At 52.3% G+C, this 25,284-nt stretch carries 18 protein-coding genes and 1 pseudogene; 6 read left to right on the top strand and 13 right to left on the bottom strand.

From position 1 onward, the window contains the following. Window positions 1–11 precede the first annotated feature (11 nt). The 3 genes from TREPR_RS15995 to TREPR_RS15985 all read right to left on the bottom strand — a co-directional run bounded on the left by TREPR_RS15995 (window position 12) and on the right by TREPR_RS15985 (window position 3,548). Window positions 12–1,235 carry a glycosyltransferase gene (locus TREPR_RS15995; protein WP_015709392.1) on the bottom strand — a complete coding sequence of 408 codons (1,224 nt, stop codon included), beginning with the start codon at window positions 1,233–1,235 and terminating at the stop codon, window positions 12–14. Further along, window positions 1,232–2,464, bottom strand: a complete 1,233-nt coding sequence (locus TREPR_RS15990) for a radical SAM protein (protein WP_015709391.1) — start codon at window positions 2,462–2,464, stop codon at window positions 1,232–1,234. Before TREPR_RS15990 ends, TREPR_RS15995 begins: the two co-directional genes overlap by 4 nt. A 103-nt stretch (window positions 2,465–2,567) precedes the next feature. Continuing rightward, window positions 2,568–3,548, bottom strand: coding sequence for an arsenic resistance protein (locus TREPR_RS15985; RefSeq protein ID WP_041611770.1), 981 nt, complete (start codon window positions 3,546–3,548; stop codon window positions 2,568–2,570). A gap of 90 nt (window positions 3,549–3,638) precedes the next feature. Between TREPR_RS15985 and clpB the strand changes: the two genes are divergently transcribed. Then, complete coding sequence (gene clpB / locus TREPR_RS15980) at window positions 3,639–6,257, top strand: ATP-dependent chaperone ClpB (protein ID WP_015709389.1); 2,619 nt, start codon at window positions 3,639–3,641, stop codon at window positions 6,255–6,257. A 6-nt stretch (window positions 6,258–6,263) separates the two neighbouring features. Here clpB and hflX read toward each other — a convergent pair whose 3' ends face one another. Both hflX and aroC read right to left on the bottom strand, forming a co-directional pair. Continuing rightward, window positions 6,264–7,607 (bottom strand): GTPase HflX, encoded by a 1,344-nt coding sequence (hflX, locus tag TREPR_RS15975; protein ID WP_015709388.1) that lies wholly within the window; start codon window positions 7,605–7,607, stop codon window positions 6,264–6,266. Window positions 7,608–7,670: 63 nt separating this feature from the next. Then, window positions 7,671–8,855: a chorismate synthase gene (gene aroC, locus TREPR_RS15970; RefSeq protein WP_015709387.1), complete on the bottom strand. Its 1,185-nt coding sequence runs from the start codon at window positions 8,853–8,855 to the stop codon at window positions 7,671–7,673. A gap of 80 nt (window positions 8,856–8,935) precedes the next feature. On the opposite strand from aroC, the gene TREPR_RS15965 reads away from it, so the two are divergent. Together TREPR_RS15965 and TREPR_RS15960 are read left to right on the top strand one after the other, a co-directional pair. Then, complete coding sequence (locus TREPR_RS15965; RefSeq protein ID WP_015709386.1) at window positions 8,936–9,670, top strand: phosphatase; 735 nt, start codon at window positions 8,936–8,938, stop codon at window positions 9,668–9,670. A 403-nt stretch (window positions 9,671–10,073) separates the two neighbouring features. After that, window positions 10,074–11,333, top strand: coding sequence for a hypothetical protein (locus TREPR_RS15960; RefSeq protein ID WP_015709385.1), 1,260 nt, complete (start codon window positions 10,074–10,076; stop codon window positions 11,331–11,333). Between the two features lie 62 nt (window positions 11,334–11,395). Here TREPR_RS15960 and TREPR_RS15955 read toward each other — a convergent pair whose 3' ends face one another. The 4 genes from TREPR_RS15955 to TREPR_RS15940 all read right to left on the bottom strand — a co-directional run bounded on the left by TREPR_RS15955 (window position 11,396) and on the right by TREPR_RS15940 (window position 15,697). Next, the gene (locus TREPR_RS15955; RefSeq protein ID WP_015709384.1) at window positions 11,396–12,907 is read right to left on the bottom strand and encodes a hypothetical protein; all 1,512 of its coding nucleotides are present in this window, start codon (window positions 12,905–12,907) and stop codon (window positions 11,396–11,398) included. A 116-nt stretch (window positions 12,908–13,023) separates the two neighbouring features. After that, window positions 13,024–14,181: an LPP20 family lipoprotein gene (locus tag TREPR_RS15950; protein WP_015709383.1), complete on the bottom strand. Its 1,158-nt coding sequence runs from the start codon at window positions 14,179–14,181 to the stop codon at window positions 13,024–13,026. Window positions 14,182–14,224: 43 nt separating this feature from the next. Next, window positions 14,225–15,034: a hypothetical protein gene (locus TREPR_RS15945; RefSeq protein ID WP_015709382.1), complete on the bottom strand. Its 810-nt coding sequence runs from the start codon at window positions 15,032–15,034 to the stop codon at window positions 14,225–14,227. Between the two features lie 99 nt (window positions 15,035–15,133). Beyond that, complete coding sequence (locus tag TREPR_RS15940; RefSeq protein ID WP_015709381.1) at window positions 15,134–15,697, bottom strand: LPP20 family lipoprotein; 564 nt, start codon at window positions 15,695–15,697, stop codon at window positions 15,134–15,136. Window positions 15,698–15,877: 180 nt separating this feature from the next. Between TREPR_RS15940 and uvrB the strand changes: the two genes are divergently transcribed. Both uvrB and pyk read left to right on the top strand, forming a co-directional pair. Further along, a complete protein-coding gene (gene uvrB, locus TREPR_RS15935) occupies window positions 15,878–17,869 on the top strand; it encodes an excinuclease ABC subunit UvrB (protein ID WP_015709380.1) in 1,992 nt (663 codons plus the stop codon). An 86-nt stretch (window positions 17,870–17,955) separates the two neighbouring features. After that, entirely contained in the window at window positions 17,956–19,749 is a 1,794-nt protein-coding gene (gene pyk / locus TREPR_RS15930) for a pyruvate kinase (RefSeq protein WP_015709379.1), read from the top strand. 112 nt (window positions 19,750–19,861) lie between these two features. On the opposite strand, the gene TREPR_RS15925 is transcribed toward pyk, so the two are convergent. The 4 genes and pseudogenes from TREPR_RS15925 to TREPR_RS15910 form a co-directional block, all read right to left on the bottom strand. Further along, window positions 19,862–20,791 (bottom strand): OmpA family protein, encoded by a 930-nt coding sequence (locus TREPR_RS15925; RefSeq protein ID WP_015709378.1) that lies wholly within the window; start codon window positions 20,789–20,791, stop codon window positions 19,862–19,864. Window positions 20,792–20,891: 100 nt separating this feature from the next. Beyond that, a complete protein-coding gene (locus tag TREPR_RS15920; protein ID WP_169313433.1) occupies window positions 20,892–21,968 on the bottom strand; it encodes a LacI family DNA-binding transcriptional regulator in 1,077 nt (358 codons plus the stop codon). Window positions 21,969–22,029: 61 nt separating this feature from the next. Then, a pseudogene (locus TREPR_RS15915) lies at window positions 22,030–22,500 on the bottom strand (BsuBI/PstI family type II restriction endonuclease); the annotation flags it as partial. A 30-nt stretch (window positions 22,501–22,530) separates the two neighbouring features. Beyond that, window positions 22,531–23,589: an Eco57I restriction-modification methylase domain-containing protein gene (locus TREPR_RS15910; RefSeq protein WP_015709375.1), complete on the bottom strand. Its 1,059-nt coding sequence runs from the start codon at window positions 23,587–23,589 to the stop codon at window positions 22,531–22,533. A 156-nt stretch (window positions 23,590–23,745) separates the two neighbouring features. Here TREPR_RS15910 and TREPR_RS15905 point away from each other — a divergent pair, with 156 nt between their 5' ends. After that, complete coding sequence (locus tag TREPR_RS15905) at window positions 23,746–25,269, top strand: FGGY-family carbohydrate kinase (RefSeq protein WP_015709373.1); 1,524 nt, start codon at window positions 23,746–23,748, stop codon at window positions 25,267–25,269. The last annotated feature ends 15 nt before the right edge of the window (window positions 25,270–25,284 follow it).

Here is a 25,284-nt window from a genome sequence, read left to right as displayed (position 1 = left end):
GAATCCTGCTGTTACCGGGCGTTGAAACGGCTGATATAATCGCTGAGCGCCTGAATGCCGTTTTCCTGACCGAGCTTTTCTCCTAATGCCGTGGCGTTTTTTTTGTAGTCCCGGTTATTCATTAAATCCAGAACCCGTTTTTCCAGTTTCTTTTCTGTCACATGAGTTGCCGTCAAATAATCAGGTCCCACAGCAAGGCTGTGTACCCGGTCCCCCCAGTAATGCTGATCCACAAAAATGGGCAGTACCATCTGGGGTTTTCCTGCCCGGGCAGCGCTGTGGGTGGTCCCGCTTCCGCCGTGATGGATGATGCCGTCGCAGAGGGAGAAGACCAGGTTGTGGGGGATGATACAATCCATGAGGAATATGTTCTCCTGTCCCGCCAGGGCTTCTCCGGTATGCCACCATCCTGAACCGATCACTAATTTATACCCCTGGTGGTGGCAAATATCCAAAAGCCATGCGCAGATAAGTTCTTTCTTCTTAGTTTTACAGCTTCCCATGGTAAAGAACAGTACCGGCTTATCATCCTTTTGAACAAAGGACTTTAATTCCTGGAATTTTTTTTCTTCGTAGGGAATGGCATCGTCAAAACAGTAGCCCCCGATATGCCAGGGGTATTTCCAGTCCGGATCAACCGAACCCAGGGATGGGCTGAACATCAGGAAGTTTTCCGCATGGGAGGGGGCGTATTCCCCCTGATCCTTGAAGAGGGGCATTCCCAGGCGTTTCCGGTTTTTGTTGATAATACCCACGGTCAGCAGGTTAACTCCCAGGTTCAGCCCGCCCCAGAGCAGCGGTACTATCAGGGGGTTTGGTCTGGGCCAGGGCATGACCGGAGGCGGTATCTTACGCCCCGGGATAAAGGGGGCAAAGGCTGTTCTGATGATTGGTTTTTTACAATATTCGGCGATATGGGGGGCGGAAAATTCCGTGTTGGTGGAAACCAGCAGATCCTGTTTTTCCAGAATGGGGATAAATTCGTCAAACTGCTGATCCGTTACCCGCTGCATCCAGGCCAGGAGGTCCCGGTTCGTGGTAGATTTTTCCAGAAGGGTGTTTATGTCATCGTAATTCTGAAGCACATAGTTAAACCCTGCCTGTTTTGCCTGTTCTTCAAAGACCCTGGGCAGGCTTATGGTTATTTCATGACCTGCTTTGATCAGATTGGTAGCTAAAGCAAAGTAGGGATAGACATCCCCCTGGGAACCTCTGGTTATGAGGAATAGTTTCATGCAATGCCGCGCTGGGCTTCAACAATTCCAAGCTGGGCCAGTTTATCCATATCCAGGTTGTACTTCTTTTCCAGGTCGCTCATGATTGCTTCGTTGATGGCCAAGGGGTGGTAAAGTTTTTTTACTTCCTTATTGGCGGACATCAATTTGGAAATCATTTTGCCGGGGCTGAAGGTAATGGAGGACATGATCCAGCAGCCGTGGGTGCACCAGCAATTCGCCTTGTGCCCGTGTCCCAGGGCGGCGATCTCGTTTTTCATGGCATCGCTGTGCATGATTTTTTGTACATCGCAGCCATATTCCTGTACGGTTCCGATGGGAGGCCGCAATTCACAGCCCCGGAACCGGCCATCGTAGTCGAGAACCAGGGTGGTCTCCCCGGCGGTACAGTCCATATTCCAGGGTGTGGGCTTTTCGAGGTTGCTGGCCCGGATATTGTACATGGTCCGCATAAGTCCGACGTAGAAGTAGCGGGTAACCCATTTAGCGAATTTGCCCTTAACCCCCTCGGCAACCCGGTCCGCATAGGCTATATAATAGGGGGCTATATCATCCTGGATCTTCCGCAGGGACTTTTCGGTAAGGACCTTTACCCCGTCTTCCCTAGTTACTCCGCGAGCCGCCTCAATGGTATGGGTAGAGGCATTAAACCGGCCGTATACCCAGAGCAGCAGATCTTCAACTTCTTGTACATTGTACTTGGTAATAACCGTGGCGAGGTTCCGTATGATTTTACCGTCATTCCCAAAGTTATCGTCGATTTTCTTGACGGTTTCCACCGCCTTGTAGAAGCTGGTAAGCCCCCGCTGCCGGTCATGGGTTTCCTGAAAACCGTCCAGGGAAATGCTGATGGCGATATTGACATCCGGACAGTTTTTTCTGATACGCTTCAGCCATTCGATAACCCGGTCCGGTTGGGTACCATTGGTGGGGAAATTGATGTCCTTGATGTGGTTGTTCTTATAGAACATCTCGATAATTTCAGGTAAATCTTCCCTGAGGGTGGGTTCACCCCCGGAAAGCCACAGGCGGTTAAAATCCCCTGCAGTTTCGGAAAGTTTCTTAATTTCCTCAAAATTTAGATCCTGCTTCTTTTCCGCCATATCATTGGCGTAAAAGCACATGGCACACTTGGCATTACATTTTCCAGTGGTAAAAAGAAAAACCGACTCCAGCTTCCGTTTTGAATTGAAAGAATTAAATGAACTCTTTGTTCTTTCTGCTTCCATATTAAATCTCCTATAGCAAAATTATCCTACAAATGAAATCATTGAATGAGTTCGTATATTCTCGACAGAAAACAATTTATTGTCAATATACTAGCCAAAAACATCAATTATTTTCGCTTTTATTTGTAACCATTTCCCGGCGGTTAAATCGGGATTTCAAAATCCAGGCGTCCACCGCAAGTACCGGCAGCTCTATCAGGGGGCCAATTACCAAAACCAGGGATATCACCGGCCGATCGGGAAAGCTGATGGCGGCAATAGCCAAAGAAACCGGAGAATTCCGGGCCGAGCTTGTGAAGATTAGGGGTATGATGTCCTGGAAAGATAATTTTAACAAGCGCCCGGTGAACAGAGCAAGTATAAAAATAACGACAAAAAAGATGATCAGCGGGGGAAAGATTCCTGCAAAGAGGCCGGGGTTCTCCAGTATGAGTTTTCCCTGGGATGTGAACATGGCCGCCACGGCCAGGCAGAGAAAGATCAGCTGGATGCCGTCGGACCAGGCGCTGATCGCCTTTTCAAACTTCTCCTGTATGGGCAGTCTCCCAACCACCAATTTTACGATATTGGCGGATACCAGGGGGATGACCAGAACCAGGAGTATACTGGTGAGCATGGTCCCGGCGCTGAAGGAAATAGCGTCACCCATAAATAAAAGCAGATATACCGGCAGCAGGGTGATCTGCAGAATCAGGTTCAGGGGGAGCAGGGAGGAGCCCAGGCTCACGTTCCCCCCGGCTATGCCGGTGAATATGAGATACCAGTCGGTACAGGGGGTCACCATGAGCATAATGAATCCGGTCTGCATGTCTATGCGGCCCGCCATGAACAGCCTACCCAGGATAAAGGCAAACACCGGGGTCCAGATAAAGTTGATGGTCAGGGCAGCCAGGGAGAAGCGGATATTGGTAAAAGATTTTCTGATTCCCCTGATATCTACTCCCAGGAAAACAAAAAAGAGGAGGAGCATCAGGAATACTTCGATAAGGCTTCCCGCAAAGGGTGCGGCGTTGGGGTTTAATTTGCCTATCAGGATGCCCATCAGGGCGGAGCCTATGATGATAAGAGGCTGGAGTTTCGCCATGAGGATCAAGATTACCATGATTTAAAAGGATGAAATAGGGTTTGCCTTCTCCTCTTCCCTTTTTGTATCTTATATATATAAGGAAAAAACATGGATTTCGAAAAATTAACCGTAAAAGCCCAGGAAGCCATTAACGAAGCTTCCGGAATCGCCCAAAAAAACGACCATTCCCAGATTGAAACCGAACACCTGCTTCTGGCTCTGCTCAGCCAGGAAGATGGCATTGTTTTGCCCATTGTCAAGCAAATCGGGGCCAATACGGAGCAGCTTATCGCCGACATACAGGCCCTGGTAGCCGCTAGCCCCAAGATTTATGGCGAAGCTGCCCAGGTATACCTCTCGTCAGCGGCTTCCAAGGTTTTGGCAAAGGCCGAAACCGAGGCCTCTTCCTTAAAAGACGAATACATTTCCGCCGAACACCTGCTTCTTGCCATAGTCGCCGGGGAAGGGAAGGCTGCGGATGTCCTGAAAAAGGCAGGGGTCACCCATCAGTCAATCCTTGCCGCATTGAAGCAGGTCCGGGGGAACGCTCGGGTAACTGACCAGAACCCCGAGGGCAAGTACCAGGTTCTGGACAAGTACTGCCGGGACCTTACCGCCCTGGCCCGGCAGGAAAAGCTCGACCCGGTCATAGGCCGGGACGAGGAAATACGCCGGGTGATGCAGGTCCTGTCCCGGCGCACCAAGAACAACCCGGTCCTCATCGGCGAACCCGGTGTGGGGAAGACCGCTATCGCCGAAGGCTTGGCCCGGCGCATCGTGGCCGGGGATGTGCCCGAAGGGCTCAAGGGGAAAAAACTCCTGTCCCTGGATTTAGGCGCCCTGGTAGCGGGGGCCAAGTTTCGGGGGGAATTCGAGGAGCGGCTCAAGGCGGTGATCCACGAGGTCCAAGCCGCAGACGGGAACATAATACTGTTTATCGACGAACTCCACACCCTGGTGGGCGCGGGGGCCGCAGAAGGCGCCACCGACGCCTCCAATCTGCTCAAGCCTGCTCTGGCCCGGGGGGAACTCCGCTGCATAGGCGCCACCACCCTGGACGAGTACCGCAAACATATTGAAAAAGACGCCGCCCTGGAACGGCGCTTCCAGCAGGTCTACACCGCTGAGCCTTCCGTGGAGGACACGATAGCGATACTGCGGGGCTTGCAGGAACGCTACGAGGTACACCACGGGGTGCGTATAAAAGACGAAGCCCTGGTGGCCGCAGCAACACTGTCGGACCGATACATCACCAGCCGCTTCCTTCCGGATAAGGCCATCGACCTGGTGGACGAAGCGGCCAGCCGTCTCAAGATGGAACTGGACAGCCGGCCCACGGAGCTGGACAAACTGGAACGGAAACTGTTGCAGCTTTCCATTGAACGGCAGGCCCTGACCCGCGAAGAGGACGCTGCCTCCAAAGACCGGCTAGGCAAACTGGAAAAAGAAATCGCTGAGCTTACCGCTGAACGGGATGCTATGAAAGCCCGGTGGGACAGCGAAAAACAGGATATCCAAAAGATAAGGGAAATCAAACAACGCATAGAAGAACTGCGCATAGAAGAGACCCGTTACGAACGGGAGGGGAACCTCACAAAAGCTGCGGAAGTTAAGCACGGCCGCATCCCGGAGGCACAGAAAGAGCTTGCCCGGCTCACCGGCTTGATGGAAGAGAAACGGGAAAGCGGCAGAGGCGTGCCGGCCCTGCTCCGGGAAGAGGTGAGCGAGGAAGATATTGCCCAGGTGGTATCCGCGTGGACTGGCATCCCGGTTTCAAAGATGCTAAGCGGGGAACTCCAGAAGTACCTGGACTTGGAAAAGGTCCTGGAACAGCGGGTGGTAGGCCAGGGCGCGGCGGTGTCCGCGGTGGCCGATGCCATCCGGCGGAACAAGGCCGGTCTTTCCGATGCCAGCCGTCCCCTGGGCTCCTTCCTGTTCCTCGGCCCCACCGGGGTGGGCAAAACTGAACTTGCAAAGACCCTGGCAGACTTCCTCTTTAACGACGAAAAGGCCCTGACCCGGATCGACATGAGCGAATACGGGGAAAAGCATTCGGTAAGCCGCCTCATCGGTGCGCCTCCGGGCTATGTGGGTTACGAGCAGGGGGGCCAGCTCACCGAAGCGGTGCGCCGCCGCCCCTACAGCGTGATCCTCTTTGACGAAATCGAGAAGGCCCACCCGGAAGTGTTCAACGTCTTTCTCCAGATCCTCGACGATGGCCGCCTCACCGACGGCCAGGGCCGGGTGGTGGATTTCAAAAACGTGATCATCATCATGACAAGCAACCTTGGCTCAGACCTGATCCTTGGAACCAAAAACCCCGATGACATTAAGGATGGGCTGATGGAACTCCTCAAGCAAAGCTTCCGCCCGGAATTCTTAAACCGCATCGATGAGACGGTGATCTTCAACCGCCTGGGCCGGGATGAGATCAGTAAAATTGTGGACATCCAGCTCAAGCGCCTTTCTGCCCGGCTTCTGGACCGGAAGATCACCCTCACGGTCACCGATGGTGCCAGGCAGCTTTTGGCGGAACGGGGTTACGATCCCCTCTTCGGCGCCCGGCCCCTAAAACGGACCATACAGGCGGACCTGGAAAACCCCCTGGCCAAGGGGATCATTGCCGGGAAGATAAAGGACGGGGATGCGGTCACTGCGGACCGAGGTCCGGCGGACAAAGCGCCCGGTGGAGACGGTCTTATTTTTAAGAAAGGTCCGGCCGTATAGTATGGATCATTTTCCGTTCCATGCTGGAATTCGCCCGGGATCATTAAGCTCCGTATCAAGGTATTCCCTTAATTTTTCGGTTATACTCTCCTCAAGGCGGGCTTCTATTTCGATATAGGTATCCTCATAGCTTTCTGAGAGTACCGTTCCGTTCCGGTGGACCATGGCGGCCAAATCGGAGCGGTTCGGGGGAAAGCGGAAACGCCGGGCCGGACCAGAAAGAGCTTCATCGATCCGCAGAACCAGTTCTTCCAGGCCGGCCCCGGTCAGGGCGGATACAGGGATGCTGCCGGGGTAGCGCTTTAGGAGGTAGTCCAGGCTGGGCGGTTCCAGGCGGTCTATCTTGTTTAGTACTGTGAGCATGGGCTTTTTGTCAGGAGGGGAAGGCCGGCCTGCGGCCTCAACTGAGGATACCGCCCCCAATTCCCGGAGTACCGAGAGGGTGGTTTCAAAATACTGGTCTATATCAGGGTCAGAGGCGTCCAGTACATGGATCAGGAGATCCGCCTGGGCGGTCTCTTCCAGGGTGGAGCGGAAGGCATTAATCAGAGCGTGGGGCAGCCGACGGATGAAGCCTACGGTATCGGAGATGACTAGGGTACGGCCCTTAGAGGGAAGTACCCTGGTGGTGGCGTCCAGGGTGGCGAAAAGCTTATCCTCCGCCAGGACATCCGCCCCGGTCAGGGCGTTGAGGAGGCTGGATTTACCTGAATTGGTATACCCTACCAATGCGCAGGAGGCCGAATCCCTATCCCGTTTCTTTCGCTGGGTCTCCCGGTTCTTTCGGACCCCCTCCAATTCTTCCTTGAGCCGGTGGATGCGCTGTTCTATCTGCCGGCGGTCAGTTTCCAGCTTGGTTTCTCCGGAGCCTTTGGTGCCATAGCGTCCCCCCCGCTGCCGGGATAGGTCAATGTACTTATGGGTTAGCCGAGGTAGGGTGTAGTAAAGTTCCGCTAGGGAAACCTGGAGTTCCGCTTCCCGGGTTTTGGCTCTGCCGGCAAAAATTTGGATGATAAGTTCCTGCCGGTCCACTGCGGAGATCCCTGTAAGCCGTTCCCAGTTTCGCTGTTGGGAAGGGCTCAAATCCCCGTCAAAAACCAGGCAGTCCGCCTCCAGTTCAGCCGCTTTTTCGGCCATCTCCTCAGCTTTCCCGGTTCCCATCCCGAATTTGGGATGATTTTCTCGGATATGTACCGTTTCCTGGGCGGCGATCTCAAACCCCAGGGTTTTCACCAGCCCCGCCAGTTCTTTTGCCATGGATTCGGTCTCTACCGCCCCGGATTTGCCGCTCCTGATGCTTATCAATAACGCCCTTTTCGGGGCAATTTCGGTCTCGTAAAGTTCAGCCATAGAGCATTTTATAGCAATTATAGATCAAGAGGAAAGGGTTGCACTGGGGTATTGCCCTCCCGTTTATATCCGGTCGCTGCGGCTGAGTAGCAGCAGATCCGCCAGGACCAGGGCGGCCATGGCTTCCACCACCGGGACGGCCCGGGGGCAGAGACATACATCGTGGCGGCCCTGGATGACCAGTTCCCGGACAGTTCCACTGCGGTCCAGGGTCTGCTGTTTTTTGGAAATTGAGGGGACCGGTTTAAAGGCTACAGTAAAGTCCAGGGGCATGCCCGTGGAGATGCCACCAAGGATGCCCCCGGCGTTGTTGGCGGCGTAGTCCAGGTCCGGGACCCCCGGGGGCAGAGAGCTGATGCTGTCAGCACCTTTGGTGTGGGGGATGAAGCGGTCATTGTTGACCGATCCCAGGCTGGCGGCAGCGCTACGACCGGAGGCGGGTGGTATGGGGCTGTCATTGGCAGAGGAACCCTGCATGGAGGCGGCTCTAAAGCCGGCGCCGAATTCTATGCCCTTGGCGGCACCCAAGGAAAGCATGGCTGAGGCGAGCAGGGCGTCCAGTTTGCCGAAAACCGGGGTTCCCAAGCCCGGTTTTAGCCCCAGTACCCGGCAGGAAACCGTACCCCCGGCGCTGTCCCCTTCCTTGCGAAGCCCTTCAATTATTTCTAGGGCCTGTTCCGCCTTTTCCCGGTGGGGAAAGCGTAGGGGGTTCCGTTCAACTTCTTCCAGGTCAAAGCCCTGCTCATCAGGCCCGGGAGCATGGATTCTCGCAGCGAATGAGGTCCAGCCATGGATGGAAATGCCCTGGGTTGCGAGAAATGCCTTGGCTACGGCCCCTGCGGCGACCCGGCCCAGGGTTTCCCGGGCGGAACTACGGCCGCCCCCACGGTGGTCACGAAAGCCGTATTTGGCTTCCCAGGCCCAGTCGGCGTGGCCCGGGCGGTAAAGATCCCGTAGTTCGTCATAATCGGAGGAGCGCTGATTATTGTTTCTGACCATGATGGCGATGGGGGTCCCCAGGGTCTTGCCTTCAAACACCCCGGAAAGGATTTCCGGTTCGTCCTCTTCGGAGCGGGTAGTAGCGGGGCCCCCTCCTCCGGGGCGGCGACGCCTGAGTTCCCGGCGTATGTCCCCAATATCCAGGGGCAGCCCCGCAGGACAGCCGTCCACTATGCAGCCCAAGGCAGGGCCGTGGGATTCACCGAAGGTGGTTACGGTGAAAATTGTTCCAAAACTATTGCCTGCCATGAATGCTCCTTTCAGGAATGAGTGTATAGCAAAACCGTATGATTGTAAATTTGATAAAAAGGATTATATAATAGATATATATGAAAATTTGTATCGACACCCATACCCATTCGGTAGTTTCCGGTCACGCCTATTCCACTATTGACGATCTGGCTCGGGGCGCCCGTAAACGGGGCCTCAAGGGTTTTGTGTTAACCGACCATGGCCCTGCCATGCCCGGTGGCCCCCATTCTTATCATTTTTCCAATCTGCGGATACTCCCCGCAAAGATCCAGGGAGTCCTCTTCTTCCGTGGGGCAGAAACCAATATCATGAACGACCAGGGTGGGCTGGACCTTGGCTTGGTGTACTGTAAACGTCTGGACTTTGTCATGGCGGGGTTCCACGAGGTATGTTTCGGCTCCCAGGGTAGGGAAAAGAACACCCATGCCTTAATTGCCGCCCTGGCAAATCCCCTGGTGGATGGAATTTCCCATCCTGGAAATCCCGCCTTTCCCATAGATATAGAAGCGGTAGTAAAAGCCGCCGCTCAATACGGCAAAACCCTGGAAATTAACAACAGTTCCTTTCGCATCCGCCCAGGCAGTGAGGAAAACTGCCGTTTGGTGGCCAGCCTTTCAGTGCAATACGGCAGCCTTCTCAGCTGCGGCAGCGATGCCCATTACTGGGAGGATGTGGGGAACTTCGCCAAGGCCAAGGCCCTCTTGGAGGATGTCGGGGTGCCGCCGGAACTGGTGATCAACAGCTCCCTTGAGCGGTTCCGGGCTTTTGTGGAGAAACGCCGGGCAGAGCGGGGGGAACTTTCCGCAGGGTAAAGGGAGATATTAGGGTCTTACCCTTTGTGCTTTTCTCTGTAGCCCTTTCCACAGCATCTCCAACTATCCGCTCTTTCAGCCAGTTTCGCCTGAGAAATCCCGCAGTTTCGACGTTTTTCCCTCAAATTATTAGCCAAAATATCTCTAATGTTGGTTATGTCTTGGGCTCGCTTGTCATAAAGGCAATAATAAATGCTTTATAGTTATTGATAATCGTCTTTATATTGATTATTATTGTATTTCTGATAATTATCTTGTATTTTGTTTTATAATCGCAAGATAAATTCAGGAATCCAGCTATAGGAAATCGGAAAATGGGCCTCCAGCTGGTTTTTCGTTTGTTGAAAAGGTAAGTGGTTTTGAATTCTGCTTGACATGGAAATGTGTACAAAGGAGAGCTTTGATGAAAAAATCATTTTTTTGTTTGCTTTTCGGTATAATGACGGTATGTGTATTTGGTCAAGAATTGAAAGCTAATCAGGTCAAAATTAATGGAACGGTATTTACTCTGGGCATCAATACATATCAGAATGATTATGGTCTAATCTTTAATAAATGGTACGAAGGGCATAATTCTGCCAGTTCACTACAACGTGGTGAATCATTAAACTGGGTCAATGGTTTTACCGGCAAATATTCAATCGAAACCTGTGATTATGATATTACGGTGAATCATGAAACTGTTGAGAAGGATTTACATGGAATACTATTTTCTGGTTCGGGTAGTCAAATTAAACTGGTTTATGATAGTGGCAATAAATTGCGGTATATCTCCTTGTACCAAACCGATTCTGATGTTACCTGGATTGATGGTTTAAAAGTTTTCACAATCAATATGGTTGAGGCGGTTCATGGAAAAGATTATACCATAAAGGATCTCCACATATTTATGGGCAATGTATTATTTGAACCTAATTATGTGGCAGTTTCTATAAGCACTGCTTTAGTGGGGATGAATATTGCGTTACTGGAGTCCGCAGTTGCCTCAAAATTCAAATCCGATGTCGATTGGGTTTTTGAGTACGAAACACGTACCGGAAGAAAGGTGATCTATAACAACAATTCTGAAAAATTGACAGGTTTAGAAATTGTAAATCCTGAAATCAGAATAAGCCGGGAAAATAAAATAAAAGAAGATCAGGAACGCGAAAGGCTGGCCGAGGAACAACGGCAAAAAATGGAGCAAGATCGACAGGAACGCGAAAGGCGGGAACAGCAGGAACAGGAACGTGCGAGGCTGACCGAGGAACAGCGGCAAAAAATAGAAGGGGAACGAAAAAATAGAGATGTGGCGCGTGAACAAGAACTACAGGAACATGCAAGGCTGGTCGAAGAACAGGAAAGAGAACACGAAGAACGTATACGTAATGATTGGATAACCCATGTAAAATCTATTAAAAAAATACAACGTATTATTATATTTGGAACGAGTGCACCGTTTGACGTAGGCGGGTCTAAATCATCTGATCAAGCAACAATAGATAATGTTATTGCTCGGTTTGGAAATCAGTATTCTTATAAGATAGAACAAGATACTATTTCATTATTAAAAGATGGGAGAGAAGTATTTACTTTGATATATAAAGGAAGGAGGAATATACTAAGCGAGATAAAAATAGTCCCTGAAAATGCATACAACATTATTCAAGTTTGGGGTCGATAATAGTATGAAAATTATTATTTTGACGAGTTCCAAAATTGCGGTAGGACTTGGACACTATATGCTTACAGTTGCACCCGCCAGGACAGCCCCAGCTCCCATTCTTCGGGGAAGGCCGGTGAACTCAGTTTGGCAGTGAATCTGCCCCACTTGCCCCGGATTGCCGCACTGAGGGCGCCGTCCCATTTGGCCTCCTTTTCCCGCTTCAATGTGCACCCGGCTTTTATCCCGAACTGAAATGGCTTTAGGGTATATGAAGCTTCCGCGCCGAATTTTGCCGAATCGTAGGTGTAGGGGTATTCCGTTGAGGGAATAGGGAGGGGGAAGGGATCATCTTGATTTGCGGTTTCAATGATGCTGAGGCCAGATACCCCGCCCTGGAAAGTAAAATTAAGTTCCCATAAGCGGAATGCCCCCAAGGCTTCTAGGGTATCCAGAATTTTTTGAGGGTTCGAGGCTTCCCGGGACAGGGTCATGGAAACCCTGGATGGATAGAAAAGGGGTGTTTTCCTCCGGGCAGCCCCCCGGCCCGCGCTAAATGTGGGGAAGTGGTAGTAGAAAAGGGTGGAACTTCGGTAAAATCGCTCTCCCAGGGCAGCGGCCCGGAGGGTGGAACTTACCCGAGCGAGGCTGCTCCGCTTCCCCCGCCATTCCAGCTTACCGGCGCTGCGGAACCCTGATCCTCCGGCGCTGCCGGCCCGGTCCACATAACGGCTGCTGGCCCCATCCGCGGCCAGGGAGAGCCGCCAGGGTCGGTCTCCAAGCCGGAGGCCGAGATTCCCATAGAGGCCCTTCCCGTAGGCAAAGGTTTCCGACCAGGCCAGGTCAGCGGCGGCAGCAAAAAGTGTGCCGTTGAAGAACAGGTTTCCGGCGATAAGATCCTGTTCCCGGTCCGGCAGGGGAGGGGTTTCGGAAAACCAGGCAGAGGGTGTTTTTGCGGCCAGGTGATTTCTGGTGTAAAAGCCCTCCAGGCGCAAGATGTTTTCCCCAAAAAACCGTGTTTCCAGGCCCCCATCAAAGAGGGCTTGGTTTTCCGCATCCAAAAGTACGGACCCGAAGCCCCGTAGCTCTAGAGAAGCTCCCCGGAGCATCGGCCCGAGCCAGGGGCTTCCCAGGTAGAGGTAGGCCCCGGGTTCCTTGGTGGAAGAGGGTTCGGTATATAAATCGCTTATGCTGGGCTGATGCTGTTCCACAAAGGGCATACCCCGGCTCCAGATATTCCTGACTCGAGCGGGAAGGCCCCCCTCATCCAGAATACCCCAGAGAAGCCTGGACCCGGTGGTTTCATGGTAGAGCCCCCCGGCAAAGGCAGTGTTACCCTCCTCAAACCCCTCCCAGGGCGGGGCTGGTCGTTTATCCACAGCCTGGGCTCGCAAGACCAGCGCCGGCTTATGGGCTCGCAGTCGTATATCCCCCCGGTTAATAAGGCTCCCCTCGGTTTCCCAAGAGCCGGACCAGAGGAGATCAGTGGAAAAGCCAGGTATCCCCATACCCAGGGGAAAAGCCTCGGCAGCCGTCAAGATCATAAGGAGGCTGAAACTAAGGTTCCGCCAAAATAGATAAATTTCCCGGTTCATACCCCCTTAAGGGATCAGAGCTGAAAATTGCTGTAATTAGGATAAAAAAGCCCCACCCCGCATAAATCCGCAGTACGTGGGGCTCATTAAAAACCGCAGCTTCTAAATTGAGGGAATTACTTTTTGGGTATCAACTGGGAAAGATAGGCGTTCAGCGCTGCTGCGTAGTCCTCTTTGATTTTAGTCTCCGCCGCCCGGACTGCCCGGACCTCTGCCTCCGAAAGGCTTAAATGACCTTCTCGGCCATTTATATTATAGGGGAACAGAATTGCATCACTCGAGGTGTCCACAAAATTTCCATCCACCACATAACGGACAAATTTATTATTCTGGTTGGCCAAGGAGACCTCGGAAAGCGAAAGCCGGGCTTGCAGTTGATAACGGGTATTATTACCCCCTGTCCGGAAACCTGCGGCGGAAAGTACCGAGGAAAAGGCATCCCGGACACGGTTTTCCCGGTCGTTCTCCACGATAACCGATACCGGAATCGCCCTCAGGATATTGGCGACTTCAGAACGATACTCCGCAGGCCGCTTTACATCTGCCGGCACAGGGGAATTTATCACTGAAAGGACATTGGTAAAAATCTGATTTACCTCTGCAATGGTAACGGCAAACTGATATCTGGCAAGGCTATCTATGCTATTTCGGTCCGCAGCAGGAATATCGAGCAGGGTATTGATAATCTGCTGGTTATCCTGGATCATCTGGGTATATAGCCGGGCGGTTTTATCAACTTCCATGACTGCCGCAGCATAGTAAGTACTTTTACTATCGAACCAGACATCCCTTATTTCGGCGCCAATCAAATCCATTGAAGTTGAGGCCTTTATGGCGCTTTCCACGGATGTATTTTCAATCCAGCTTGCAGCGGAACCATTTTTGATCATTTCCTGATAGGAGTTTGTTATTGTCTCGTCCGCCTGAAGGGATCGGTGAAAAACCGAAGACAAGGCCGCCAGGGCGTTCATCTCTGCCTGAGCCCGGTTATTGCCGGCGCCTACACCGGTTACAAAGGTATTCCGGTTAAAGACAGAATCTGGGGAGCTAACCCATGCGGGTTCGGTCCTACTGGAATTGACGGCCACAGGGCCGGAAGAAGCGCTGGACGGCGGCGGACTACCATTCATTGCTGCTACCGCTGCTGCGGCAGCAGCTTCCGCTTCCGCTTCCCGGTTATCCCTGGCTGGGGCCGGGGGTGTGCTTGCACAACCATATAGGAATACCAGAAAACAAAGGCCAATTATACAAGTACCTATTTTAGACTTTCTCATTGCTGAACCTTTCCTTATTTTTTTACGCCAATTTTTTCGGTTTCTATAAATCTGAAACCCGGGCTACTGCCAGGGTCCATACGGTCATATTTGATTTATCGGTCCAGGTATCCAGAACATAAAAATCCTTCAGGACCCCCCGGGCTGTTAATGTGTTTTCAGTGGTAGAACGGTACTCAAAGGTGACGTTTCCATGGTAATTTGTCGAATCCACTCCTACCTGACTGGAAATTTCTCTTATTATGGAAAAAATAGCCGCTTCAAAGGATGCGTTTACCGTATCCCGGTATGTTGAGCGGCGACCGGCAAACCCCACCCCTACGGTATACCTGGAGATTTCTTTTGGGGGATTATCAATCCATGAGGGCTTTGAATTGCTGCCGGTGGAAAGATCATACTTTACTTGAATCGAGCCTTTATACCGGGTCCGGATAAAAATTGTATTTTCATATTGCATAACATCGGTGTCGGGATCAAAACTCAAATTTTCTAGATACTCCTGATAATCTTCATTAAAGAGCAGAGATGTTTTTGTGTCTGTGGAATAATCAAAAAAACCAGCTCCGGATTTATTATTCGTTACAAATTGTCCTTCAACATTATCAAAGATGGATACTTTCCGGGCGGCATCCTGGAGAGCCAGTTTGATTGAATCGTCCCGGTTAGTGCGTACTCCGGCGGCGCCTATAAAAATCAACTCATCATAAGAAGGGATGGAATGCCAAAAGCGGGATTCTGCCGATTCAATCTCACGAACATTTACACCGGAATTTTTGGAGACAGACGAGCTTGCGCATGACAACACAATGAACAAAAAAAATACAGTCATCATACCAAACGGTTTTTTTAACATAATGCTGCCTTTTAACGAACCCCCGCCGTAAGCAACGGGGGTCCCTATGTTATTCGTGAGTCTGGTTTAATACTCCGCGGCTTGCCGCGCGGAGGCTCATTAGTTGTTTACCGGTTGCGGCTTTTCGCTCTTAGCCAGTTGTGCATCAAGCATCTTCAGGGCTTCTGCGGCTTTGAATTCCGAGAAACGGGCCGCTTCATCGTCAATCACGGTGCTGAGAGCAGCTTTAGCATCGGCGATTTTATATTCGATCAGATACCACCATGTACCATCCGGGGCCTTCCAGCGTTTGATGGGCCGGGAACCACTAAGTTGCATGGAGGTCACCTGGTTACTCACATCTTCCTGAAGGGAAAGGGCGGTCTGGCTGCCGATGGTTCCTGCATCCCGCTGGTAGTTGGTGAACATAGCCTTAACCTTGATGTCAAGCTGCCGGGCGATGCTTGTCCGGGCACGGGTTTCCGCTGTGGACATGGACAGTGAATCAGAGGACTGCTTGGCAGTACCGATTCCCCAAATCGCATCTTCCGGGGGAAAATCGTTGAGCCATTCCGGGGAATTGGGATCTGTCTGCGGATCTGCTGGGGCAGGAGCACTGCCGCAACCCGCCAGTACGAAGGCTGCAATGATCAGGGAAATATAAATAAAACCCCATTTTTTCATACAAAAACTCCTTAAAATCTTTTTTGGACTTAAGCCCAATTATAGTAGAATTATATCTTGCAAATTCAAAAAGTTCCACCGAATTTACAAAAAAGCAGGAATTATTTTAATAAAATATGCACTTAGTGTTGGTAGGTATTCCCCTTGTAAATTTCTCTCCGATGAGACCATACTGACTTCATGCGTTCATTTGAAGTAGTGTCCCCCTTTAGCCCCGCAGGGGATCAGGGGGAGGCAATTGCGGCCCTGGCAAAGGGTATTAAGGCGGGGGACCAGTTCCAGACCCTTCAGGGGGTTACCGGCTCGGGAAAAACTTTTACCATGGCGAAGATCATTGAGTCGGTGCAGATGCCCACCCTGATCATCAGCCACAACAAGACCCTGGCAGCCCAGCTGTTCCGGGAATTCAAGGGCTTTTTCCCCCACAATGCGGTGGAGTACTACGTTTCCTACTACGACTACTACCAGCCCGAAGCGTATGTGGCCAGCCGGGACCTTTATATAGAAAAAGATGCATCCATCAATGATGAGATTGAACGGTTGCGCCTTTCCGCCACTCGGAGCCTCATGGAGCGGGAAGATGTGATCATCGTGGCCACGGTCTCCTGCATCTACGGCCTGGCTACCCCGGAAATTTACCGGACCATGACCGCCACTTTTTCTGTAGGGGAAACCATCGACGTGGACGCCCTGATTCGCCGCTTTGTGGAACTCCAGTACGAGCGTAACGATGCTGTCCTGGAGCGGGGCCGTTTCCGCCGCCGGGGGGACACCCTGGAAATTTTCCCCGCCTACCTGGAGGAGGCCTACCGGGTGGACCTAGACTGGGACCAGGTCAAGCGGATACGGCGATTTAATCCTGTTTCCGGGCAGGTCTTTGAGGAGCTGGACCGGGCCTTGATCTACCCGGCCAAACAGTTTGTCATGCCCGCTGAGATGATCCACAATGCCCTGGACCGTATCAAAGACGAACTGGCGGACCGGTACGAGTTTTTGAAAAACACCGGGAAGATCATGGAGGCAGAACGGCTCAAGACCCGGGTGGAATACGATATCGAGATGCTCACCGAGATGGGCTATTGCCCGGGGATCGAGAACTACTCCGCCCCCCTGGCGGGCCGGAAACCCGGGGATCCCCCGGACACCTTGATCGACTACTTCCCCAAGCAGCATCTTACTTTTATTGACGAGAGCCACGTGACCCTCCCCCAGATTGGGGCCATGTACGCCGGTGACCGGAGCCGCAAAACCAGCCTGGTGGACTACGGTTTCCGCCTGCCCTGCGCCCTGGACAACCGGCCTCTGCGCTACGACGAATTTGCCGGCCGGCTGTACAAGGCCGTCTACGTGTCCGCCACCCCGGGCAAGGCCGAACTGGAGCAGTCCAAGCGGGTGGTCCAGCAAATGATACGCCCCACAGGGCTCCTGGACCCGATTATTGAAGTGCGCCCCAGTGATGGCCAGATGGAGGACATTTACGGTGAGATCCGCAGCCGCATTGCCGCCGGGGAGCGTTCCCTGATACTCACCCTAACCAAAAAGATGGCCGAAGACCTGACCGATTACCTGACCGGCCTGGGTCTCAAGGTCCGGTACATCCACAGCGAAGTTGAAACCATAGAACGGGTAGAAATACTGACACAACTGCGTCAGGGGGTTTTCGATGTTCTGGTGGGGATCAACCTCCTCCGGGAAGGCATCGACCTTCCGGAAGTTTCGTTTATCGCAATCCTGGATGCGGACAAGATAGGCTTCCTCCGCTCCCTGACCAGCCTGGTGCAGATCATAGGCCGGGCAGCCCGGAACGCCGCAGGAAAGGTGATCATGTACGCGGACCGTATGAGCGATGCCATGACGGCGGCTATTGCGGAGACCGAGCGGCGGCGGCAGGTACAGATAGAGTACAACCAGGCAAACGGCATCACACCTACCACGATAAAGAAGGCTATCGCAGACATCCTGACCCGCCACGCCGAAGAAGAAAAGGACGCCGCCGCCACTGCGGTGGAGGTCCTCAAAAAGTCCTACAATGTCCTCATACCCAATCAGCGGAAGCAGCTCATCCGGGCCCTGGAAGGAGAGATGCTGGAACACGCCAAAAATTTAGAGTACGAGCAGGCTGCGGCGATACGGGACGAGATAGCGAAGATAAACGAGGTGGGGAAGAAGTAGGGGGTCAATATCGGTTCGTCTCCTTGTGGACATCCATCCCTGCGTACTATACTATTCTTATCCTGCATCAGGAAAGGCGGTATCCGATGAAAATAATCCGAAATACCCACATTATTTGTACCATGGGACCTACCACAGAATCGTTGGAAATGGTCCGTTCCCTAATCCGTAAGGGGATGAACCTGGCCCGGTTTAATTTTTCCCATGGGGAACATGGGTATCATGGGGCGATGATAGCCCGGGTCCGGGAGGCCGCCGCCGCCGAGGGGGTTCCCATTGCCCTGATCCTGGATACCAAGGGCCCGGAAATTCGCACCGGCAAGATCAGGGACAACGGTATTGTCGAGTTGGTTTCCGGTGAAAAATTGGATGTGATCGCCGAAGCCGATGCGACGGCCCTCTATGGTGAGGAGGGCGCTTTTACCAGTAAAGGGCGGATCACCGTGAGTTACCAATCCCTGGCAGATGATATACGGCCAGGCGCCCGGATCCTTATTGCGGATGGGATTTTTTCCCTGGATGTTCTTTCCCTTGAGGGACGGGTCATGCGCTGCCGGGTTGAAACCGGGGGAGAATTGGGGGGCAGGAAAAATGTGAACATCCTGGGGGTGCACACCCGGCTTCCGGCTATGTCTGAAAAGGATATGGATGATCTCCGGTTTGGCCATGAACAGGAGATGGATTATGTGGCGGCTTCCTTTATCCGCAAGGCTTCGGATGTTACGGCCATACAGAAATACCTGGTCTCCATCGGTTCGGATATGCAGGTTATTGCTAAAATTGAAGACGATGAGGGGCTGCAAAATATCGAAGAAATTATCCGGGTTTCTGCCGGGATAATGGTAGCCCGGGGAGACCTAGGGGTGCAGATACCCCCTGAACGGGTGCCCCTGGAACAGAAACGGATCATCAGCCTCTGCAATAAAGAGGGAAAGCCGGTGATCACCGCCACCCAGATGTTGGACTCCATGACCCATAACTCCCGGCCTACCCGGGCTGAAGCGGGGGATGTGGCCAACGCTATCCTGGACGGCACGGACTGCGTGATGCTTTCCGGAGAAACCGCCAACGGCGCCTGGCCTGAAGCGGCGGTAGAAGTGATGGACCGCATCGCCCTGGCGGCGGAGTCTTCGGAGGAATACCGGAACAACATGTGGGAACGCCGCAGAACCTTCCACGAACAGGATCTGGGCCAGGTCATCGCCGGGGCTGCGGTTAACACCGCCGACGCTATCGGCGCTTCCTGTATCATCATGCCCACCCTGAGCGGCCTTACCGCCCAGCTGGTGAGCAAGCGCCGTCCCCAACGCTGTATTGTGGCGGCTACCCCCAGTGAAAAGGTGCGCCGGCGGCTCCTCCTCTATTGGGGGGTGGTCCCAGTGGAGGTACAGAGGGAAGAGGATTCGGAGGCCATGATCCAGGGGGCTATCGGTGCCGCGATCAAGGAAGGCTTTGCCGCATCTGCGGATAAGGTGGTGGTAGTGGCGGGGCTGCCGGTCAATTCGCCCATAACCACCAACAGCATCAGGGTCCATGTAATCGGTACCGTACTGGGCCGGGGTGCCCGGGGCTTCGGCGGCCGCTGTACCGGCCGGGTGATTAAGGCGGAAAACCTTGTAGAGGCGGCCCGGTGGCTTCGGAGCAAGGGGGGGGAAATACTCCTGACCCATACCCTGGATGAATCCTTTACCCCCATTATCCGCATCGTGGACGGCGTTATCCTTGAGGGGACTTCGGAATTGTCCCGGGAGCATATCAAGAATATCAACCCCAATGTGGTCTATGTGGCCCAAGTACCGGGGGCAATGAATTTATTTGAGGAAAATTCCACGGTAACCCTGGATGGGGCGGAGAAACTGATCTACGAAGGGACCCTGTAGGGTTCCTCAGGTTCCCTTTTAGGGCGCCCAACACCCCTACAGTAAAAAGGGGCTTTGCGGAAAACCATCCGCAAAGCCCCCATTACCAATAACCCAAAAGATTTTTTAGTATTTACCGCACCAGCAGGAACTCAACCCGCCGGTTTTTCCACCAGTTATCCTTGTCCTCCAGGGGGACGATAGGCCGGGCGCCGGCGATACCAAAAGCGCTCAGGCGGCTGCGATCTACCCCGAGGTTTACCAGGTGATCCACCACGGTATTTGCCCGCTGTTCACTGAGCCTACGATCCGCCGCCGATGGGCGTTCCCGTTCAGCCCGGGTCAGGGGGTTTGTATGGCCCTCAACCGAAATTTTGTAGGCGTCAAATTTGTTCAGAACCTCTGCAATACGGGTGAGAATAAATTCGTTGTTATCGATGACTTCCTTTGAAAGGCCGTCGAAGCCCCCGGAATTGGACCCGAACACAATGGACGGCACCTGTACCCGGAGCAGATCTCCTTCCCGTATAACCAGAATATCCACCCGGATTACTCCGCGTATGATTGATACATTGCCCAGAGTGTCGGTTACCGTGAAGGCACAGGGATAATCCGAAGCGGATTGTACCAGCTCGCCGGTGATGTTGCTGTGGCCGTCCCAGACAAGTTTCGAGGGAGGTTTCCCTTCGCCGCTTATCCTGAAGAACAGATTAGTCGAAGGCTCAGGGTCGAAAATTTCAATCATCCAACTCCAGATGCCCGCTTCATCCTCGGCGCTCAGCTCAATAAACATCTCATCGTTTTCACCATCCCCATCGGGGCTGAAAAGATCCGACGAGAAAACAGCGTTCAATACCGGGCCTTCAAGATCAGGTTCCTCCACAATTTCCGCATCAGGTTCAGGCGGCGGCGGGGGAGGCGGCGGGGGCGGAGGAGGTGGCGGCGGCGGAGGGGGGGGCGGCACCTCTACCGGAGGCGGCGGCGCAGGCGGCGGGGCTGCGGCGCATGAAAGGACACACAATATGATTAGAAATCCCAAGATAGCTGACAATGTTTTTTTCATGAAAACTCCTAGATTTAGTATAATTCAATATAAAAGTATATTGCAATAGAAACAAAGAAAGTGTTTCATTCGTAAATTTTCGGCATTTTCTACTATAAAGTTAACAGGACTCCCGGTAAATAATCTCCGCATTCAGCCGAATGGTCTCATAATTCATCGTTTTTGTCTGAAGCCGTTTTAAAAGCTGCCGGGCAGCGGTGGAGCCTATGGATTCGGCGGGTTGGGCTACTGCGGAGATACAGGGGGTAGCCATAGAAAGCCAGAGATCGTCATCGAAGCTGATCAGGGCGATATCCCCGGGGATTTTGACCGAAGCCTCCTTAAGGCAGGAGAATACCCCGATCGCCGCCAGGCTGTTTCCACAGAGCACCGCCTGGACCGAAGAGCCGAGAAATTCCTTCATTATAGTATACGGTTCGGCATAGCGGAGTTCCGCCGGGGTGGAAGATCCTCCGTGGACTGCCCTGATGAGCTTCTCTTCAATTGTAAGCTCCGCATCCCGGTATGCCCGTTTATACCCTTCAATACGCTCCATAATGGTGGGATCGATGTCGGTTTCCCCAAAATGAAAGGAAACAAAGCCGATTTTTGTATGCCCCTTATTCAACAGGTACCGGGTTGCCTCATAAGCGGCCCCGGAATTGTTGAGGAGGACACAATCGGCCTGGTAGGCGACGGGCTGCCTGTCCACAAAAACCAGGGGGAAGTCCGGGGGCACTATGTTTTTCAGGTAGCCGCAATCGGTAGTCGTGGGGGCTATGATGATACCATCGGTCCCCCGGAGATAGAGGGATTCTATATTTTTGATTTCAGCGTCCTTGTTTTCCGCCGAATCAATAAGAACCAGTTGGTACCCCAGGGAATTGATAGTTTTTTCAATACCCTTGGCAATATTGACATAAAAGTAGTGCTCCAGGTTGGATACCACAAAGCCAATAATCCGTGATTCCCCGCTTCTGAGGTTCCGCGCAATGGGATTGGCCCTAAAATTGAGGGATTCCACCGCATTTTTGACCTTGGTTGTTACTTCCTGAGAGACAAAACGGGTCTCATTCAGGACATGGGAGACCGTGGTTATGGATACCCCTGCGGCTTCCGCCACATCTTTCATAGTTGGTTTGCGAAATTTGCCATTTTGTACTGATCCGGTGCCAGAATCGTCCTTTTGTTCATCCATAATCCCCATGCTATTCATTTTTTGCACCTGTGTCAAAGAAAAACAAGGAGATACAGCATGATTACCCTAAAAACTTATCACCGGAAATTTGAACGGGTATCATCGCCATATTGCGTACTTGCTGGTAGCGTTCTGCAAGGGAGCCGACTTTTGCTTTGAAGTCGGTCAAAAGGGGCGCAAAAGCTTTAGTCCCAAAATGTTTGATAAGAAGGACTGCTGCCGCAGATATTTGATAGACTGCATGAGGGCTATTTACAGGACGATCCGGCTTATCGGGGTTATAGAGGGCAATTCCGGCTTCTACTAACTGGTGCATACTGAAACGGCGAAAAGTTTCGCGCGAATTGGGGGCATAATCCTTATCATAATTATTCTTGGCATAGTCCATTATGGGTGTTATACCAATAAGAGGAGTTTTTGCATCTTCCCATTTGCTTTCAGGTTTAATATCCAATAATGCCAATAAGCAAAGAGCGGTGCGGTCGTTCTGCAGGGCTCTGGGGACATCAAGGTCAACAAGTACCTGTAGGGCTTCTGAAAGTTTTGGGCCTTCATGCCATTATTATTGGCCGCCATTTTTTTCCTGTTTGTTTAATGTTGTATAAACAGTGTCATATTCATCAATAGCTTTACCCTGGACAAGATGGCCGAATTTGATGAGTGTTTCTCTGGAAGGATACCACATATTGCGCAAATCGGTTGCATTAACCTGGGTGTGACCTGAAAATTCAAAATATCCTGAAAATATCTTATCAACAGAATGGCTAATCGTTATAGGCTTTTTGCGGCCTTTTGATTTTTGGAGCGTGATGATGATATTTTCCTGCAGGACTTTTTCATCGGCAAAGGCAGTATCACGTTTCTCAAAAGAATGGATATGACGGATAACAATGTTTGCGTTAAGGAATTTTCTAAAAGGCAAAAAATAAAGGCCGTTACAAAAACTGCGTGAAACAATGGCTGTGAGGACGCCGCCTTCTGCAAGTAATTTTACGGCTATAGCTATAAAGGCACTATAGGTATTTACTGTTTCGATACCAATGTCATGCAAGTCACCGCGGTAGATAGTACCGGAATTTATCTTCTTGTATGGCGGGTTCATGATGATAAGGTCATATTGGCGGTTCAGCTTCCTGTAAATTTCATGGCTCATTTGGGAGATAAAATCTTCCCGGCGTATGGTATACGGAACTCCGAGATGGCTTAAAGTTTGGTCGAGGGTATCGAATATCGTGGGGTCTATCTCCCAAGCTTCAAGAGATAAGGGGATGTTTTGGTGCTGTCTTTGCAAGAAATTGACAAGAGAACCTGCAAGTATGCCTGAACCCGCTCCGGGATCGAGGATTACAATGGGACGACCAAATTGTGGCGTGTCTGTTCTTTTATAGCGGAGCGTCAATTCTGCCATGTACCGGGCAATTTCGAAGGGGGTAAGGTACTGGGCAAATTCTTCCTTATGGGAGGCTTTGACCGTGGAGATACGGGCTTGGCGGGTGACGGCAAGTTCCTGAAGGGCTAATATACTTATTTCTACTGTAAAGATAACTGTAAAACAGGGGCGTGTAAAGGATTTGGAGTTTAGGACGCTATTACGCCCGCTGGATTCGAGTACTTTTGACAAATTCGGCGCCGGGCGCCTTCTTGTTATTTTCCAATATTTTTTAAACTTTTTTCTTGACAGGTGAAATTTTCAGTGTTACCATACTTAAACAGTTGCGTTAACGATTGCGCAATCGTTTGTTTGTGTCAAACTTGTGGTTCAATCGAGGATGTACTTATGGCAAAGTATCTGGTTGGAATTGATATTGGGACGTCGGGAACCAAGTCCATACTCATGGATACGGGGGGTAAGCTTATCGCTTCCAGCCTGAAAACCTACGATGTGTTAACCCCCCGGGCGCTCTGGGCGGAGCAGTGGCCCCAGGTCTGGCTGGAGGCGTGCAATGCCTCAATCCGGGAGCTGGTGAAAAAAAGCGGCTGTAATGCCGGGGATATTGCGGGGCTTGCGGTGAGTGGCCTCTACGGCGGTTCCGGCATTCCCCTGGACGGGGATATGAAGCCCCTGCGGCCCTGTCTTATATGGATGGATCGCCGGGCCGGAGCCCAGGAAAAGTGGGTGCTGGAGCATATAGGCATAGACCGGATACGGAAGATCACCCATAACGGGACCGATCCTTATTATGGATACACGAAAATACTTTGGATTAAGGATAACGAGCCTGATAATTGGAAGAAAACCAAGCTGTTTCTGCCCCCCAACGCCTATGTGATCTATCAGTGGACCGGGGAAATCGCGGTGGACTATTCCTCGGCGGGCAATATCGGTGGCATCTTTGATATGAATACCCGGACCTGGTCTGCGGAGCTGCTCGCCGAGATGGGCATTCCCCTGAGCATGATGCCTCAACGTATCGTTGAGTCCAGCGACATCGTGGGGCATTTGACCAAAGCCGTGGCGGAGGACCTGGGGCTGAAGGAGGGAACCCCCGTATGCGCCGGCGGGGTTGACTGCGTGGTGGCGACCCTGGGGCTTGGGGTGTTCAAGCCCGGGACCTACGCCACCGCCATCGGAACCTCCATGTGCGCCGCCCTGATCCACGACAAACCCATTCCCGCCCAGGGCCTTATCGAGATGCCCTATGTGAAGGATGCGAAAACCCTGTCCTATTCCTTTGGCGGGGCCGCTACCGCAGGCGCCCTGATCAAGTGGTTCCGGGACAATTTTGGCCAGCCGGAACGGATCGCCGAACAGAACGGCGGCCCCGACGCCTATAGAGCCCTGGATAAATTAGCCACCGGGATAGGCCCCGGCAGTGAAGGCCTGATCCTGCTCCCCTACTTTATGGGAGAGCGGAGCCCCATCTGGGACACCAACGCCCGGGGAACCCTGGTTGGCCTAAGCCTGACCCACACCAGGGGGCATATCTACCGGGCCTTCCTTGAGGGGGTGGCCTATTCCCTGCGGGATTCTATGGAAAGTACCAACACTGATATCGGCGAATCTATTCTGGTAGCCGGGGGCGCCGCTAAGTCTCCCTTGTGGCGGCAGATCATCGCCGATGTTACGGGCCATTCGATTCTCTGTCCCAAGGATGATGTGGAGGCGAATCTGGGGGATGTGATCCTTGCTGGAGTGGGAACCGGGTGTTTCAGCTACGAGGATGTCCAAAACTGGCAGGTTTTTGACGAGCCTGTGAGACCCAATGGGGAGGCGCAGAAGATCTACGACCGCTTGTTTATGGTTTATAAGTCCATATACGGAAACTTAAAAGGTGATTTTGCAGAATTGAGCAAACTATAAAACATATCGGAGGAA

This window comes from Treponema primitia ZAS-2 (assembly GCF_000214375.1).
Classification (GTDB): Bacteria; Spirochaetota; Spirochaetia; order Treponematales; family Breznakiellaceae; genus Termitinema; species Termitinema primitia.
Note: the sequence above shows the minus strand (reverse complement) of the source record. Positions and strands in the feature narration are given on the sequence as shown.